The organism is Nodularia spumigena CCY9414 (assembly GCF_000340565.2).
Lineage (GTDB): Bacteria > Cyanobacteriota > Cyanobacteriia > Cyanobacteriales > Nostocaceae > Nodularia > Nodularia spumigena.
Map to the genome: position 1 here is coordinate 1,440,787 of NZ_CP007203.1, position 15,519 is coordinate 1,456,305.

Annotated in this window: 11 protein-coding genes, 2 tRNA genes, 1 rRNA gene and 2 other annotated features; of the genes, 1 reads left to right on the forward strand and 13 read right to left on the reverse strand. The window is 43.4% G+C overall.

The window, feature by feature from the left end; all coding sequences use genetic code 11:
• Window positions 1-124: 124 nt before the first annotated feature.
• The 10 genes from NSP_RS06250 to NSP_RS06295 form a co-directional block, all read right to left on the reverse strand.
• On the reverse strand, window positions 125-379 hold the full coding sequence (locus NSP_RS06250) for a hypothetical protein (RefSeq protein ID WP_006199055.1): 255 nt from the start codon (window positions 377-379) through the stop codon (window positions 125-127).
• 508 nt (window positions 380-887) lie between these two features.
• Complete coding sequence (locus tag NSP_RS06255) at window positions 888-1,100, reverse strand: hypothetical protein (protein ID WP_006199057.1); 213 nt, start codon at window positions 1,098-1,100, stop codon at window positions 888-890.
• Window positions 1,101-1,344: 244 nt separating this feature from the next.
• On the reverse strand, window positions 1,345-1,605 hold the full coding sequence (locus NSP_RS06260) for a hypothetical protein (RefSeq protein WP_017803904.1): 261 nt from the start codon (window positions 1,603-1,605) through the stop codon (window positions 1,345-1,347).
• Window positions 1,606-1,922: 317 nt separating this feature from the next.
• Entirely contained in the window at window positions 1,923-2,240 is a 318-nt protein-coding gene (locus NSP_RS06265) for a hypothetical protein (protein WP_006198419.1), read from the reverse strand.
• A 30-nt stretch (window positions 2,241-2,270) separates the two neighbouring features.
• A complete protein-coding gene (locus tag NSP_RS06270; RefSeq protein ID WP_006198420.1) occupies window positions 2,271-4,439 on the reverse strand; it encodes a peptidase domain-containing ABC transporter in 2,169 nt (722 codons plus the stop codon).
• Window positions 4,440-4,799: 360 nt separating this feature from the next.
• Window positions 4,800-6,317 carry an HlyD family secretion protein gene (locus tag NSP_RS06275; protein WP_006198421.1) on the reverse strand — a complete coding sequence of 506 codons (1,518 nt, stop codon included), beginning with the start codon at window positions 6,315-6,317 and terminating at the stop codon, window positions 4,800-4,802.
• Window positions 6,318-6,760: 443 nt separating this feature from the next.
• Complete coding sequence (locus NSP_RS06280) at window positions 6,761-7,051, reverse strand: CTB family bacteriocin (protein ID WP_006198423.1); 291 nt, start codon at window positions 7,049-7,051, stop codon at window positions 6,761-6,763.
• 488 nt (window positions 7,052-7,539) lie between these two features.
• On the reverse strand, window positions 7,540-7,836 hold the full coding sequence (locus NSP_RS06285; protein ID WP_006198424.1) for a CTB family bacteriocin: 297 nt from the start codon (window positions 7,834-7,836) through the stop codon (window positions 7,540-7,542).
• Between the two features lie 556 nt (window positions 7,837-8,392).
• A complete protein-coding gene (locus tag NSP_RS06290; RefSeq protein WP_006198426.1) occupies window positions 8,393-8,713 on the reverse strand; it encodes a CTB family bacteriocin in 321 nt (106 codons plus the stop codon).
• 374 nt (window positions 8,714-9,087) lie between these two features.
• Window positions 9,088-9,801: a diacylglycerol/polyprenol kinase family protein gene (locus tag NSP_RS06295; RefSeq protein WP_006198427.1), complete on the reverse strand. Its 714-nt coding sequence runs from the start codon at window positions 9,799-9,801 to the stop codon at window positions 9,088-9,090.
• Window positions 9,802-9,863: 62 nt separating this feature from the next.
• Here NSP_RS06295 and yidD point away from each other — a divergent pair, with 62 nt between their 5' ends.
• Window positions 9,864-10,151: a membrane protein insertion efficiency factor YidD gene (gene yidD / locus NSP_RS06300; protein WP_006198428.1), complete on the forward strand. Its 288-nt coding sequence runs from the start codon at window positions 9,864-9,866 to the stop codon at window positions 10,149-10,151.
• A 609-nt stretch (window positions 10,152-10,760) separates the two neighbouring features.
• Window positions 10,761-11,108 (reverse strand) — a sequence feature (23S ribosomal RNA rRNA prediction is too short).
• A gap of 49 nt (window positions 11,109-11,157) precedes the next feature.
• Window positions 11,158-13,091, reverse strand: a sequence feature (23S ribosomal RNA rRNA prediction is too short).
• 332 nt (window positions 13,092-13,423) lie between these two features.
• On the opposite strand, the gene NSP_RS06310 is transcribed toward yidD, so the two are convergent.
• The 3 genes from NSP_RS06310 to NSP_RS06320 form a co-directional block, all read right to left on the reverse strand.
• Window positions 13,424-13,496: transfer RNA gene (locus NSP_RS06310), tRNA-Ala, on the reverse strand.
• Window positions 13,497-13,579: 83 nt separating this feature from the next.
• Window positions 13,580-13,653: transfer RNA gene (locus tag NSP_RS06315), tRNA-Ile, on the reverse strand.
• 122 nt (window positions 13,654-13,775) lie between these two features.
• Window positions 13,776-15,265 (reverse strand): 16S ribosomal RNA (locus NSP_RS06320).
• Between the last annotated feature and the right edge of the window lie 254 nt (window positions 15,266-15,519).

Consider the following 15,519-nt stretch of genomic DNA (forward strand, 5'->3'; position numbering starts at 1 on the left):
ATCATTAGACATCGACCGAATTCAACACCCTTGTAGAGACGTTCATGGAACGTCTCTACTGTGTTCTAATTAACCAAAAACTGCTGTAAACTATTGAATTACCCAGTTTGTGGACTTTGCCAACTTAAAACCACAAGCCACGACCTGCGAAACCACGAGCTACCCAGCCACGACCAACGCCACCGTAGCCACCAAAGCCACGACCAACGCCACCGTAGCCACCAAAGCCACGACCAACGCCACCGTAGCCACCAAAGCCACGACCAACGCCACGACCATAGCCACCGTAGCCACCAAAGCCGAAGCCACCAGAAACATCCTGCTGTTCTTCTGTGGATAAATCCATCAACAAATCAGATTGGAGTTCTTGAACTGACATAATTTTTACCTCAAATTCGTCCATAGTTGGTACACACTTATGCACAAAAAATATGGAAGTGTAGTACCTATGCTTTCATTTATAAATAAAGTTTATAGTAATTAAATTGTCCCAAAGCCATAAAAAAATAGGCTAATAATACACCTTTTGGTTCATGTAAAATTCAGTTTTAAATCAAGTTATTTTTTTATACAAATGCTCATATTAAATAACGATATAAGCTATTTTTTATTGCTTAAATATATGTTAATCGCACAAAATATAATTCAAAATCTCTCTCCTTAGATAAGAAAGTCTGTAAATATTCCTCTTCTCTTGTAGAGAAGAGGACAGTTATACCAATTTTGAAAATAATCACGACAGATGGATTTACAAAACCCTGGTATACAAAGGTATTCATAATCCATAGTCTAAAATCTAAAATCCAAAATCGGATTAGGTTTCGAGGACTTTGATATTTACTAGAATCTCTACAAATATCCTCTAAAAGTCTTTTTCGCCGGCGCTATTAGAAACCACCGCCAAAACCACCACCAGGACCGCCAGAAGGTTGTCCAGTAATGAAGCCAAGAATTGTAACTGGGAAACTTTGACCGCGAGAATCAGTGAGGTTACCAGTAACGATAATATCAGGACGACGTGCTTGACCCCCAGATAAAAGTTCTTGTGACTCTGCGGATAACTCCACAAATAAATCAGGTTGAATGATTTTTTCTGACATAATTTTTTGCCTCAATTTAGTACATAGATGATATAACAACCGCCAAGTTGTTAGGACATGGAAAAAGCCTCAAACCAAGTCACAGCAAGTTTTTCACTTTTGACTTTTGCTATAAGTAGCACCCATACCAGAAATATTTCTGGGTGGGTGCAAAATTACGGCTCAGATTTTACGTTGTACTGTAAAAAATGTGCTGATTAGACAAGACTATTCGCGAAGTAGAAATCATGGTAATACTCAGTCTTTATTTAATGACTTCAAGAATACCAGTCAAGCGAATGGGAATACGGCGAACACGACCTTCAGAACGGCGATCATCTCTACCAAAATCACGATCATCTCTACCAAAATCGCGATCATATCTACCAAAATCCCCACCATCTCTATCAAAACCGCGTTCGTCAGGTCTCATTTGAAAGGTTGGCCCTTGTCCACCAGCTAAAAGCTGTTGTTGCTCTGCGGATAACTCTTCAAACAAATCAGATTTTGTGATTTGGGCTGACATAATTTTGTGCCTCACTTACTTACTTAAGGTGTGTAATCACCTATGTTTTTATTATTAACTATTAGCGAATTATTTAAATTATTCTTAGGTTAGAAACTTATCAGGTTATTTTACTTCCTTGGACTCATGTAAATAAGTTGATTTTTGTTTGATTATATTTTTTGTATATTATTCATGTCTACATATCAATTTGACCCCTGCAATTATAGAGGTTGTTTTTTTCTGCAAATGATGCACGAAAATTCAAAAGCCAAGTTTCCCTACTGATTATAAAAATAGGGAACCTGGGCAAAATGTGTTATTAACCAAGAGATTATTTACGAAGTCAATCCACTGATAATTTTAGCTATGAAATTATTCACACTATTACGATTAGCACTAAAACTCGGTAATCTAAACGTTGTAGATGATGCCATAGTAATCTGTGAGAAAGTGTATTTAGTACTTTGAGAACCAGATTCATCTTCTGCAAGATTTAAATTATTATTTGCCTCAGTTTCAATGTCAGTTTTCTGAAAGAAAAAATTACTGGTTCCTAGTATACCTTCTTCTTGCCCACCAGCTAGGCTCTCTTGCTCTTCTTCAGACAGAGACCGGAAAAGAAATGAATTATTTGATGTATTATTTTCAGACATGATTGTACTTGCTCACACCAGAGGAAATTGTCATAATGATAAAAACTTTTGATGCTCTCCTTTTTCTGCTAGAAATGTCTCTGGAGTTCCTTCTAATTGCACTTCACCTGTCTCTAACATCACAATCCAATCAGCTCGCTTGACAACGCTGGGGCGATGGGTAATTAAAACTGTAGTTTTGCCTTTTCGGTAGTCCAAAATTGCATCTAATACGCTAGCTTCACTCACTGGGTCGAGTCCGGCGGTGGCTTCATCTAAAATTAAGACAGGTGGATTAGTCAGAATACCTCTGGCGATCGCTAATCTTTGTCTTTGTCCACCAGAGAGATTCGCCCCAAATTCACCCAACACAGTTTGATATTTACTGGGAAGTTGACTGATAAAGCTATCTGCATCCGCAATCTCGCAAGCTTTGACAATTTCCTCAAAAGAAATATAGGGCGTTCCTAAACGGAAATTCTCTAAAATCGAGCGACTCCAAAAATGAGGTTCTTGGGGTACATAAACTATTTGCTGTCGCAGACAATCCAGGGCGATATCATCGAGGTTAAAGGAGCCAATGCGGATATTACCAGAATTGGGCTGATATAAACCTGCTAACAGTTTTGCTAAGGTACTTTTACCACAACCAGATTTACCAATTAAAGCGATCGCTTGTCCACCAGGTAACTTTAAGGAAAAATCTTCTAACAAATCAACTCTACCAGGGTGGTGAAATGTCAGATGAGAACAATGGATATCTGCACTACCGGAAATTTGCGCCACAGGCTTTTGACTACCTCCCACCACCTCCGGTGTTGCATCAATGACTTCTAAAAGCCGAGAAACTGCTGTTTGAGAGCGAAAATATTCATCTACTAAACCCACTAAGGAATTAATTAAACTCAGAACATTCACCTGTAGCACATTAAAAGCCAGCATTTGACCGATACTTAATTCTCCCTGAATCACCAAGATACTTCCTAACCCCAATAAAGCTACAGCACCAATACTCGAAAGGAGTCGAGAAAGAGTACTGTTAATAATTCCGATTTGTACAGTACTAAAAGTCAGATTGGCTAGACGACCAAAACGACTTTGAAATTCTTCCCAAAATTGGGGACCAGCGTTCGTAGTTTTCAGTACCTGTGCGCCCTTAAATGTTTCTACCAACACCCCTTGATTTTCCGCCCCCAAGACTAAAAGACTGCGAGTTTTTTGTTGGAGAATCGGTAAAAAAGGCAGAGTCGATAAAGTCATTAAAGCACCGACTAGGATAACTGCTAATGTTAGTTTCCAACTATAAAACAACATTAAGCCCAAAGAAATCACTGCAATAAAAAACTTACTCGGTAAAAGCACAACTATCTGTGATACCAACTGATTAATATGATTGATATCTCGTAATCGGCTAGTGATTTCACCACTCCGGCGGGCTTCGTAATAATTCAAAGGTAACTGAAGCATCTTACGCCCAAATTCCAAAACTAGCCCTAATTGCAATCGTTGACCAAAGTGAGCAATCATTGTCGATTGCAATAATTGTAAAGTGCTGCTAAATAGAGTCATAACTACAACTGCGGCGACGACAACAGTTAGTAGTTGCACATCTCCACGTACTAAAACATCATCTGTGAGAATTTGGATAAGTACCGGAGAACCCAAGGCCAGTACACCCAAAGCAATATTCATCATTAAAACCTGAGTCAGCAAACCACGATAAGGCAAAATCCGCTTCAAAAAGCGTCCAAAGCCACCCATTGGTTTGTCTTGAGGCTGATCAAAAAAGCGGTCTGGATCTGGTTCTAGTAAGAGCATCACGCCATTCCAAGCAGCTGTTAACTCTTTTCGGTCAACATAACGAATACCCACAGATGGATCAGCAATTACATACTTTTTGCCCTGTTGGTTATATAAAACTACCCAATGATGTCCTTGCCAATGGATAATGGCTGGTAATTGCACTTCTTTGATTCTGTCGATAATTTCTGGCGAGGCTTTAACTGCTCTAGCATTAAAACCTAAATTCTCAGAGCCACGTTTTAAACCTAATAAAGTTGTTCCTAGTTGTCCAGTTCCGACTGATTCTCGACTGCGATTAATGCTTAAAAATCGGCCGTAATGTTTGCTAATTGTCGCCAGACAAGCTGCTCCACAATCTTCTTCGCTTAATTGTGAAACGCACGGATAGTTTTTCTGAAGTTTAATTAAACCAAACATAATTTAATTCGTAATTCGTAGTTCGTAATTCGTAATTCGTAGTTCGTAGTTCGTAGTTCGTAATTTGTAATTCGTAATTTGTAATTCGTAATTACAGAAGTTTGCTAGTGAATGCAGTAGACATCTTGATATTCTTAATTTTGTGGGGTGGGCATCTTGCCCGCCCTTGTGTATGGCATTTATATATAGAGTAGGACTTACGCAAGAACTCTCTGAAACCTTCTTAACTTCTCCCAAAGGGAGAGGCTAGCGCCAACGTGTCCTTCGTGTCCTTCTCCCAAGGGGAGACGCTTCGCGAACGTGGTTCGTTTTTCCATAATTTTGCGTAAGTCCTGTAGAGAATTTAACCCCCAACATTTCTCAGAAATCTGTGATTAATCTGGCTTTGCGGAGAATGAAATTAAGTACGGTTTCCTGTCGGGAAATAATATCAGCTCGACCTTTCATTCCTGGTTTGAGATGACATTGATGATTCTCTCTACCTACATAAGTGGTTTCGGCTTCTATGGTGGTTTCATAGCCGACTGTCTGGGTAGCCCCTTGAAGACCTGGCTCCATGCTGTTATTTCCCATTGGGAGGGCATCTGGTGCAACATTTCGCACTGTCCCGTGGAGAGTCCCGTAGTTGGGATAGGGACAAGCTGAAACCTGCATCTGCACTTTTTGCCCAGGTTCTACTTTGTCTATATCTTGAGGGGGGACAAATGCTTTGATCACGATGGGAGCATTGACGGGTGCAATTTGAGCAATAGCTTGACTTGGTTGTACTACTTGTCCAGGATTACGCAGATTTAATTGCAACAGTGTACCTGCAATTGGCGCTCGAATTACAGTTTGATTCAGGTCAGTTTCTACCTGTTGTAGTTCTTTGCGCGTCCGCATAGTTTGTTTTTCTAGTTCTAGACGCTGTTGAAATAGGGTTTCTCTTTCTCTGTTCAAGGCGGATAAAGTAGATTTACCACTGGCTTGTTCTTGTTTAATCCGTTCAGAGGCTATGGTTATAGCTGCATTATGAGGATTGATACTGTTTTGAGCTTTTTCTAGTTTTATTTGGGCAATTTTTAAGGCTTGTTCTTTTTCTGACATCAAGTCTTTAGCGTTGGCTTTGGCTTGTTCTAGTTTGGCTTGGGCTGATTTTACCTCCTGTTGTTTTTCTTCCAATAAATTGCGCGAAATTGCTCCTGATGCCACTACTGATTGTAAGCGATCGCGTTGCTTTTTTGCTAAATTTAAGGCTAGTTCGGCTTCTTGTACTGTGGCAGTTAATAAGTTATTCTGTTGTAGGCGATCGCGTTGTATTTTCGCTAAATTCCAAGTAGCTTCGGCTTCTGTTAAATCAGCCATCGTTGTCTTTTGCTGGTCTTCATAGTTGCGCTGACTCGCACTGAGTTCGGCTTGTGCGGCAATAATTGTGCGGTTAAGTAAGGTGGTTTGAGCCGCAATCTGAGTGGCAATTTCAGCAATTTGAGCATCAATTTGGCGCAGTTGTAATTGACTCTGCTCAATACTATTTTCTAGTTGGCTTTTTTGATTTTGCAGGCGAGAATCATCAATGTAAGCAATGGGTTCTCCTTGTTTGACTACTTGATTTTCTTGCACATCTATTTTCTGCACTGTTCCCATAACAGCAGATTGAACTATTCCCAGTTCCCCTTCTGGTCGAATACTTGCAGGAACTTTGACTGTGATATTGTAGTTAAACACAGAGGTGAGACCAGCGGCCGCCATAAAAGTAATTAGCAGCACTCCTGCGCCGATATTTGTCCATTTACTGATGCGGGGAAGAAACTCGTGAGGTTCAACTAAATTGAGTTCGTCTGGAGTCGGTTCGTTAAACCTATTCCAAAAATGATTGTCTTCTTGGGGAAAGGATCTCACTGTACTCTACCTTGGGTTAGATTTGGATAATAGATTTCTGTCCGATATAGACGCTTCTGCGGCTTCTTGTAACGCCCATCAAACTCACAGTTGTTAAATATAATTAGGCAAAAAAGTGAAACTGTAACATATGCTGCTAACGGTAGCCAATATCATGGTTTATGATGTTGTATAATTAGAAATGGGGATAAAGAAAGGAATAAGCTATGCACGCCAATCACCTTTCTTATGTATCTCACGTGGATAACGCGTAGAAACAACAGAGGAGAATGCTCAAACTCTCTCAAAGACCTCACTTACGTTGAGCGAGTCATAACTATCTCCTCTCCCCCTTTTCTTGGGATAATTTAGCAGGTTTACGTGGAAACAACGCCGAAAAGTTTTATATTCCAGGACAATCACGGCTAAGTTATCAACTTGACATCTTGATGTTGTGAAATTTGCTAATCTGTGTTCAATTGATTCAGTTCTTCAAAGTTGGCAAGAGCCGGAAATTCTGTAGGTTCACTAGATAAAAAACTTGTGGCGTTAGAATTTACATCAGCTTGCTGAGTATTTGATGCAGAAGAGTTTCCTTCTGGACTATTGTCACTTGTGTTTCTCCTGGTTGCAGATCCTTGAGCGAAATTGTTATCTTGCAATTGATAGTTAATACCACCAACCAGGAACTCTTGCTGTCTATCGGACAATTCTGACTCTGCAAACCAATCCGATGTGATCATTTGATGTGACATAATTATTAGCCTCACTGACACAATCAACTCCAATCTGATTTGGTATAATTGTTAGTCTTATTTACATAATTCTTAAATAAAGGATTCCAGAAGCTGATTTGTGGATAGTTTATCCTGAGTATTCAGCCAAATCATCCAGTTGTGCAAACATTAATTACACACAGAAAGCTCTGGAATCCATTTTTGTGGAAGTGTTGAGTAACCAGATACTCAGTGCTACCTGGAGACAATAAACACAGTTATCTGTGCAATCATCAATTATTCAAGATAGCAATTGCAGATTTATCTAGCACTTTGTCAAAGTAGTTTTGATAGTTTGCTTAGGGTTCACCAAAAAATAAATTACCCAATTTTGTGGGAGAAGGCAAGGACTGCCCGTCCTTCATGATTAGCGGGCAAGATGCCCGCACCACAAGAAAGTTTTGGGTATTTTATTAATTGCAAGTCCCTTATCCATCAATTTCAACTTGACAAATTACTCAATCTCGTTATCCTTCAGTAGCAGCTGTGCCGTTGAGAACTGGCGCAGCGCCCAAAGCATCAACGTCAGGAACTTGCTCCGCACCAAATACCAATAAATCTTGTGCCGCAGTGTTAGTCGCTGTCAAATCACCTGTGGAGTTGGCAGTGCTACCATTGGGGCCAGAACTGACTGTTCCTGCTAAATTTGCCTGTCTGTTAGCGAAATTGCTCCCTGCTAGGTCAAAGTCAACACCGCCAGCTACGAGTTCTTGTTGCTCGTCGGATAACGCAACACACAATTCTGATACAATATGCTCTGTCATGATTGTTAGCCTCATTTACGTAATTCTTCAAAAAAAGATTCCAGATACTAACTTGTTGATGCAGTTTTGGTGATGTATTGTGCCAAAATCAACTGGCAAGAAAATCTGGAATCAAAGCCTACTTTCCACGCCTGAGAAAAGGAAACCCAGAGTGCTTAATTAGAGCGCCAAGGGTGATCTCTGCAATAGTTGAGTTATTGGAGATCACAATTGCATATTTTGGGTAGGGTCAGGAATTCACAATGGCACTGCTGATTCTTTAATCTCCCCAATTCACCATTTCCGATTGAGATATAGGACTCCTATTTGATTTCTGTTGGCGTAGCCTGCGCTTTGCGCTTACAACTCAAAAAGCTGTTTCCCACGGACCACTCCCCCGGTTACTGAGCGCAGTCGAAGTAACTCCCCACGGACCACCTACGCAAGTAAGTATGGCTACGCCACGCAAGCTATCAAAAATCAAAGCGGATTACTATAGGTGAAACGCTTTAATGTCAAAGATCAACTTTCTGGGTTAACTGTAGGGATGGTTCAACAGTTTGGCTGGTTGAGTTGATTAACCTTCAGCAGCACCACCACCACCGCCAGCACCGCCTCCACCGTTAAGAACTGGTGCAGCACCCAAAGCCTCAATGTCAGGAACTTCTGTCGCACCTAATCCCATTAAGTCTTGTGCCGCAGTATTGACGGCGGTAACGTCACCTGTAGAGTTGGCATTACTGCCATCTGGACCGGAATTACTTGTTCCTTGTAAGTTTGCAACTCTGTTATAAAAATTGCTACCAGCCAGTTCAAAGTCTTGACCGCCAGCTAAAAGCTCTTGTTGATCATCAGATAAAGTAACAAGCAATTCTGATGCAAATATTTGATGTGACATGATTGTTAGCCTCACTTACGTACATAGGTTGTTACCACCTAAGAACTTAACTATAAGCACTGTTTGTGAGGAATTCATAAATCCACAGGTAGAAATCAATCTTGTATATTTACTCCTGAAAGTAGATATAAAGTCTAACTTTTTTTTGGCAAACCTCATACTTTGAGAAAATAATTAGACAATATTCCAGGTTTTGCGGCTAGGTCATCTAATAATCGAGTTTTCAATTATCTGCTGAGTCCATCCCTTCACCGTAATTGCTCAAAATTCATGTGGTGAAATGTACAAATTATTTTTATCATTTTCTAAGTGCAGACTTTTGAGCGAAGATTTAATCATCCACAGATAAACACAGATAAATGCTTAGTTTAGGGTTATGGGGAATGGTGCAAGAAGATTTCAATTAATACAAATGCTAGGCTTGCACTGCCTAAAGGTACTGTTAAGTTATCTATACCTAAGAATGAAATGGCTTCTAAGCTCGTAGCTGCTAAAGCGATCGCCAATGATACTACCCAAGTTTGCCAGACGTTACCTTCTACACTCAGTAAAATTCCACTACTGATGATAAAACTCACTAAAGCCATTGTCAAGGAGCCTTCCCAGCTTTTTTGCGCTCCCAAGACTTGATACTTGTGTTTACCAAAGCGTTGCCCAATCAATGCTGCTAACCCATCGCCCCAAGCCATTACCATGATGCCGATGGCTGCATATTGGGGCTGTTCTATGTGCCAAAACCAAGCTACTAAAATGCCCATGCTGACAGCATAAAAGAAGGTTCCTAAACTTTGCCTACCCACGCTATTAATACCGGGAAGCAGGGGAAATCGGTATGATAATAAAGTGATGGCACTGGCGACAATGGAGGCTGTAATGCCTAAACTGGCGGGAACATCGAGCCACCAAGCCAGCATGATTACATTCCCAGTGCCAATGTGAACTATTTTCCTGACTATTTCTGGTTCGCCCTTAGCAAAGCGATATACCACCCAAGCGATTAGGAGGATGAGTGACACCCAAACTGCAACTACGGTAATTTGTAGCCACAAAGGTGGAGTAGAGGTGAAATCGATAGCTGGAGATAACAAAGAAACTACAAGATAGGAATTTTTTACGTTTATTACTAATCTATAAGATTTAGGCGATCGCGATGAAACTATTATTCATTTGGTTGATTAAAGGTTACAGAATGTTTATTTCGCCCCTGTTTCCCCCGACTTGTCGCTTTCAACCCACTTGTTCAATGTATGCTATTGAAGCTATTGAGCGATTTGGCATCTGGCGCGGTGGCTGGATGGCGACTCGGCGGATTTTGCGTTGTCATCCCTTCCATCCTGGTGGATATGATCCAGTTCCAGAGGTAAAACACAATTGCTGCGATCAGCATCTGTCCGATTCTGGGAAACAGACCACAGAAGACCATCACAAAGGCTCGTAGTGAGGACTTTAGTCCTCTCCATACTCATGACTGCCACTTATAAAGTATATTCATATACTTTCACTATCCCTGAACTCTGGGTAAAATAATTTTAAATTCTCCTTTGTTGAGAGTCGCAAAATAAAGTTCCACCTCAATTAGATACAGGACTTACGCAAAATCATGAAAAAACGAACCACATTCGCGTAGCGTCTCCCCTTCTCCCAAAGGGAGAGGCTAGCGCCAAGGGAGAAGAACGCGTTGGCGCTAGCCTCTCCCTTTGGCCCAAAGGGAGAGGCTAGCGCCAAGGGAGAAGGACACGAAGGAAAGAGGGTTGCAGAGAGTTATTGCGTAAGTCCTAAGATATAAACATTATCTAAAAGTAAGAAGTAATAATGACAACTCAAGCAGAAATAATCAATCAATTAAAAGCTCTTGAAGCACTTTCTCAACAAGGAGGATATAGTGATATCTTGGCTTCATCACTCAGAAAGATTATCAATCAAGAAAGAGAAAATATTCAACAGCAAATTAAAGAATTAGAAAATGATTTACAAGCATTTGAACAACAGTATCAATTATCATCTACAGATTTTTATCAACAATTTAAAACAGGTCAATTAGGAGATGAAGCAGATTTTGTGGAATGGAGTGCTTTTTATCAAATGTGGTCTGATTTAGGAGTTGTATCTCTCGCAGTCAAGCTCTCTTTTGCCTTTACACTCGCCGCACGGTTTCCAAGCGTGCTGAGAGAACCTTTGCGCGCCTCCGTTACTTTTTAGGAGGCGACCGCCCCAGTCAAACTGCCCACCTGAAACTGTTCCCTGACCGGCTTACGGTCATGGGTTAGAATTCTAGCTTCGCCAGAGTGGTATCTCACCGTTAGCTCCATATCCCCCACAAGGGATACTTCTTCGCTTCCCACCTATCCTGCGCAAGCGAAGCCCGAACACAATTCCAGGCTACAGTAAAGCTTCATAGGGTCTTTCTGTCCAGGTGCAGGCAGTCCGTATCTTCACAGACATTCCTATTTCGCCGAGTCTCTCTCTGAGACACCATCCAGATCGTTACGCCTTTCGTGCGGGTCGGAACTTACCCGACAAGGAATTTCGCTACCTTAGGACCGTTATAGTTACGGCCGCCGTTCACCGGGGCTTCGGTCGTCAGCTTCAAGGCGAACCCCTGACCAACTTCCTTAACCTTCCGGCACTGGGCAGGCGTCAGCCCCCATACGTCCTCTTTCGAGTTGGCGGAGACCTGTGTTTTTGGTAAACAGTCGCCTGGATCTCTTCACTGCGACCCACGTCTGAGGTGGGCACCCCTTCTCCCGAAGTTACGGGGCCATTTTGCCGAGTTCCTTAGAGAGAGTTATCTCGCGCCCCTTGGTATTCTCAACCTCCCTACCTGTGTCGGTTTCGGGTACGGGTACTATGTTTTCATCACATTACGAGCTTTTCTTGACACTATCCTTCACCACGCGGAGTTCGTAAACTCCTCCCAAACCAATCAGGGTATGGCTATCTTTCATGCGTCCCTCGCAATGCTCCCACATAGTAGTCAGGGATTATTCACCCTGTGTCCATCGACTACGCCCTTCGACCTCGCCTTAGGACCCGACTAACCCTCCGTGGACGAACCTGGCGGAGGAACCCTTAGGGTTTCGGGGCATTGGATTCTCACCAATGTTTGCGCTACTCAAGCCGACATTCTCACTTCCGTTTCGTCCACAGCTGCTCGCCGCTACTGCTTCTACCTATTACGGAACGCTCCCCTACCGATTAATACTAGATTAATCCCACAGCTTCGGTACATCACTTAGCCCCGTTCATTTTCGGCGCAGGATCGCTTGACTAGTGAGCTATTACGCACTCTTTTAAGGTTGGCTGCTTCTAGGCAAACCTCCTAGTTGTCTATGCAATCCCACCTCCTTTATCACTTAGTGATGATTTGGGGACCTTAGCTGGTGGTCTGGGCTGTTTCCCTCTTGACAATGAAGCTTATCCCCCACTGTCTCACTGGCAATGTGTTCTCTGGGTATTCTGAGTTTGTCTCGATTTGGTACCGGTCTCCCAGCCCGCACCGAAACAGTGCTTTACCCCCCAGATTTAATCATTACCGCTGCGCCTAAACACATTTCGGGGAGAACCAGCTAGCTCCTGGTTCGATTGGCATTTCACCCCTAACCACAGCTCATCCGCTGATTTTTCAACATCAGTCGGTTCGGACCTCCACTTGGTGTTACCCAAGCTTCATCCTGGCCATGGTTAGATCACCAGGGTTCGGGTCTATAAACACTGATTGAGCGCCCTTTTCAGACTCGGTTTCCCTTTGGCTCCGGCATTCTCGCCTTAACCTACCAGTGCCTATAAGTCGCCGGCTCATTCTTCAACAGGCACGCGGTCAGACGTTCAATCGTCCTCCCACTGCTTGTAAGCTTACGGTTTCATGTTCTATTTCACTCCCCTTCCGGGGTTCTTTTCACCTTTCCCTCGCGGTACTGGTTCACTATCGGTCACACAGTAGTATTTAGCCTTACGAGATGGTCCTCGCTGATTCACATGGGATTCCTCGTGCCCCATGCTACTCGGGATTCAGCTACTATCCTTGAGTTTTCGACTACAGGACTTTCACCTTCTTTGGTGCAGTATTTAGCTGCTTCGTCTAACCGCCAGATTCGATATCGCTGTCCCACTACCCCAAAGGATAAATCTTTTGGTTTAGGCTTTTCCCCTTTCGCTCACCACTACTCAGGGAATCTCTTTTGATTTCTCTTCCTCCAGCTACTAAGATGTTTCAGTTCGCTGGGTTGGCTCTTTCCTGTCTATATATTCAACAGGTAGTATTTAGGGTTGCCCCATTCGGAAACCTCCGGCTCAATGTTTGCTTCCAACTCCCCGGAGTATATCGTCGGTAACCACGTCCTTCTTCGCCTCTGTGTGCCTAGGTATCCACCGTAAGCCCTTATTAGCTTGACCACATTTACATTGGTGTTTCTGCAAACTTTTTTTCGTTCTGTTTACTTCCTTCTAGGCACTGATTTCACTCAGCACTCAGTCAAGAAGCAATCAGGACTCTAATCCGTCTGCCTGCCTTTTTTTCGCGTTACTATGCAGTTTTCAAGGTTCTGGCTGGATTATCACCCAGCAGTTCGATTGTATGAAGCAATCAATTGCTGAATATTCTCCGATCTGTTATTTTATCACACTGTGCTAATGACCACAAGAGTTATTATATCTATTTTTTGTCTGATCTGACAATCAACGATATGATTTTTTTGCGATTTTTACACAAGGTGGAGATTAGCGGACTCGAACCGCTGACATCCTGCTTGCAAAGCAGGCGCTCTACCAACTGAGCTAAACCCCCATCAGTCAGTTATCAGGTATCAGTTACCAGTTATCAGCTTTTTACTGACTACTGTTGACTGTTGACTGTTAACTGATTTCAGGTGGGCCATCCTGGACTCGAACCAGGGACCTCACCCTTATCAGGGGTGCGCTCTAACCACCTGAGCTAATAGCCCATTATCCGAACCAAATCTATAGTTTGAGAGCTTCAACAAATATTCGCGACCGACCTAGGAATGACCAACTCAGTATCTAATTGCGATTTGCTTTCGATGTTTGAGTGGATTCGGTCTCCCTAAAAGGAGGTGATCCAGCCACACCTTCCGGTACGGCTACCTTGTTACGACTTCACCCCAGTCACCAGTCCTGCCTTCGGCATCCCCCTCTGCGAACAGTTGGGGTAACGACTTCGGGCGTGACCAGCTTCCATGGTGTGACGGGCGGTGTGTACAAGGCCCGGGAACGAATTCACTGCAGTATGCTGACCTGCAATTACTAGCGATTCCGACTTCACGCAGGCGAGTTGCAGCCTGCGATCTGAACTGAGCTACGGTTTTGTGAGATTTGCATCACATTGCTGTGTAGCTGCCCTTTGTCCGTAGCATTGTAGTACGTGTGTAGCCCAAGACGTAAGGGGCATGCTGACTTGACGTCATCCCCACCTTCCTCCGGTTTGTCACCGGCAGTCTCTCTAGAGTGCCCAACTTAATGCTGGCAACTAAAAACGAGGGTTGCGCTCGTTGCGGGACTTAACCCAACATCTCACGACACGAGCTGACGACAGCCATGCACCACCTGTGTTCGCGCTCCCGAAGGCACTCTCTCCTTTCAGAGAGATTCGCGACATGTCAAGTCTTGGTAAGGTTCTTCGCGTTGCATCGAATTAAACCACATACTCCACCGCTTGTGCGGGCCCCCGTCAATTCCTTTGAGTTTCACACTTGCGTGCGTACTCCCCAGGCGGGATACTTAACGCGTTAGCTCCGGCACGGCTCGGGTCGATACGAGCCACGCCTAGTATCCATCGTTTACGGCTAGGACTACTGGGGTATCTAATCCCATTCGCTCCCCTAGCTTTCGTCCCTCAGTGTCAGTTGCGGCCTAGTAGAGCGCCTTCGCCACTGGTGTTCTTCCTGATATCTACGCATTTCACCGCTACACCAGGAATTCCCTCTACCCCGAACGCACTCTAGCCTTGTAGTTTCCACTGCTTTTATCTAGTTGAGCTAGATTCTTTAACAGCAGACTTACATAGCCACCTGCGGACCCTTTACGCCCAATCATTCCGGATAACGCTTGCATCCTCCGTATTACCGCGGCTGCTGGCACGGAGTTAGCCGATGCTTATTCCTCAGGTACCGTCATTTTTTTCTTCCCTGAGAAAAGAGGTTTACAACCCAAGAGCCTTCCTCCCTCACGCGGTATTGCTCCGTCAGGCTTTCGCCCATTGCGGAAAATTCCCCACTGCTGCCTCCCGTAGGAGTCTGGGCCGTGTCTCAGTCCCAGTGTGGCTGATCATCCTCTCAGACCAGCTACTGATCGTCGCCTAGGTGCGCTTTTACCACACCTACTAGCTAATCAGACGCGAGCTCATCTTCAGGCAGCAAGCCTTTCACCTCTCGGCATATCCGGTATTAGCCACAGTTTCCCGTGGTTGTCCCCGACCTGAAGCTAGATTCTCACGCGTTACTCACCCGTCCGCCACTATGTCCGAAGACACCGTTCGACTTGCATGTGTTAAGCATACCGCCAGCGTTCATCCTGAGCCAGGATCAAACTCTCCGTTTTGGTTTGTTTGTTTTAGCTCTTTCTTGACTACTGTTTTTTAACTTTAGTCTCGTTATTTTATTGACTTGACGCGCAATATTTGCTGTATAATTGCTTTCAAACTATAATATTTTCAAGGTTCGGTGTGACTTCAAAACGCCGCTCTTTGGCGCTCGTCTCTCAGGCACTTATCTAATATAACGAGCGCTCCTATCTTTGTCAACTCTTTTTTCAATTTATTTGGAATTTATTTTTTCATGTGTCTGAAACTCCCC

Bases quoted from the DNA above. Each gene is read 5' to 3' on its own strand.
- NSP_RS06250 (WP_006199055.1), bottom strand. From the start codon at position 379: ATGTCAGTTCAAGAACTCCAATCTGATTTGTTGATGGATTTATCCACA.
- NSP_RS06255 (WP_006199057.1), bottom strand. From the start codon at position 1,100: ATGTCAGAAAAAATCATTCAACCTGATTTATTTGTGGAGTTATCCGCA.
- NSP_RS06260 (WP_017803904.1), bottom strand. From the start codon at position 1,605: ATGTCAGCCCAAATCACAAAATCTGATTTGTTTGAAGAGTTATCCGCA.
- NSP_RS06265 (WP_006198419.1), bottom strand. From the start codon at position 2,240: ATGTCTGAAAATAATACATCAAATAATTCATTTCTTTTCCGGTCTCTG.
- NSP_RS06270 (WP_006198420.1), bottom strand. From the start codon at position 4,439: ATGTTTGGTTTAATTAAACTTCAGAAAAACTATCCGTGCGTTTCACAA.
- NSP_RS06280 (WP_006198423.1), bottom strand. From the start codon at position 7,051: ATGTCACATCAAATGATCACATCGGATTGGTTTGCAGAGTCAGAATTG.
- NSP_RS06285 (WP_006198424.1), bottom strand. From the start codon at position 7,836: ATGACAGAGCATATTGTATCAGAATTGTGTGTTGCGTTATCCGACGAG.
- NSP_RS06290 (WP_006198426.1), bottom strand. From the start codon at position 8,713: ATGTCACATCAAATATTTGCATCAGAATTGCTTGTTACTTTATCTGAT.
- yidD (WP_006198428.1), top strand. From the start codon at position 9,864: ATGAAACTATTATTCATTTGGTTGATTAAAGGTTACAGAATGTTTATT.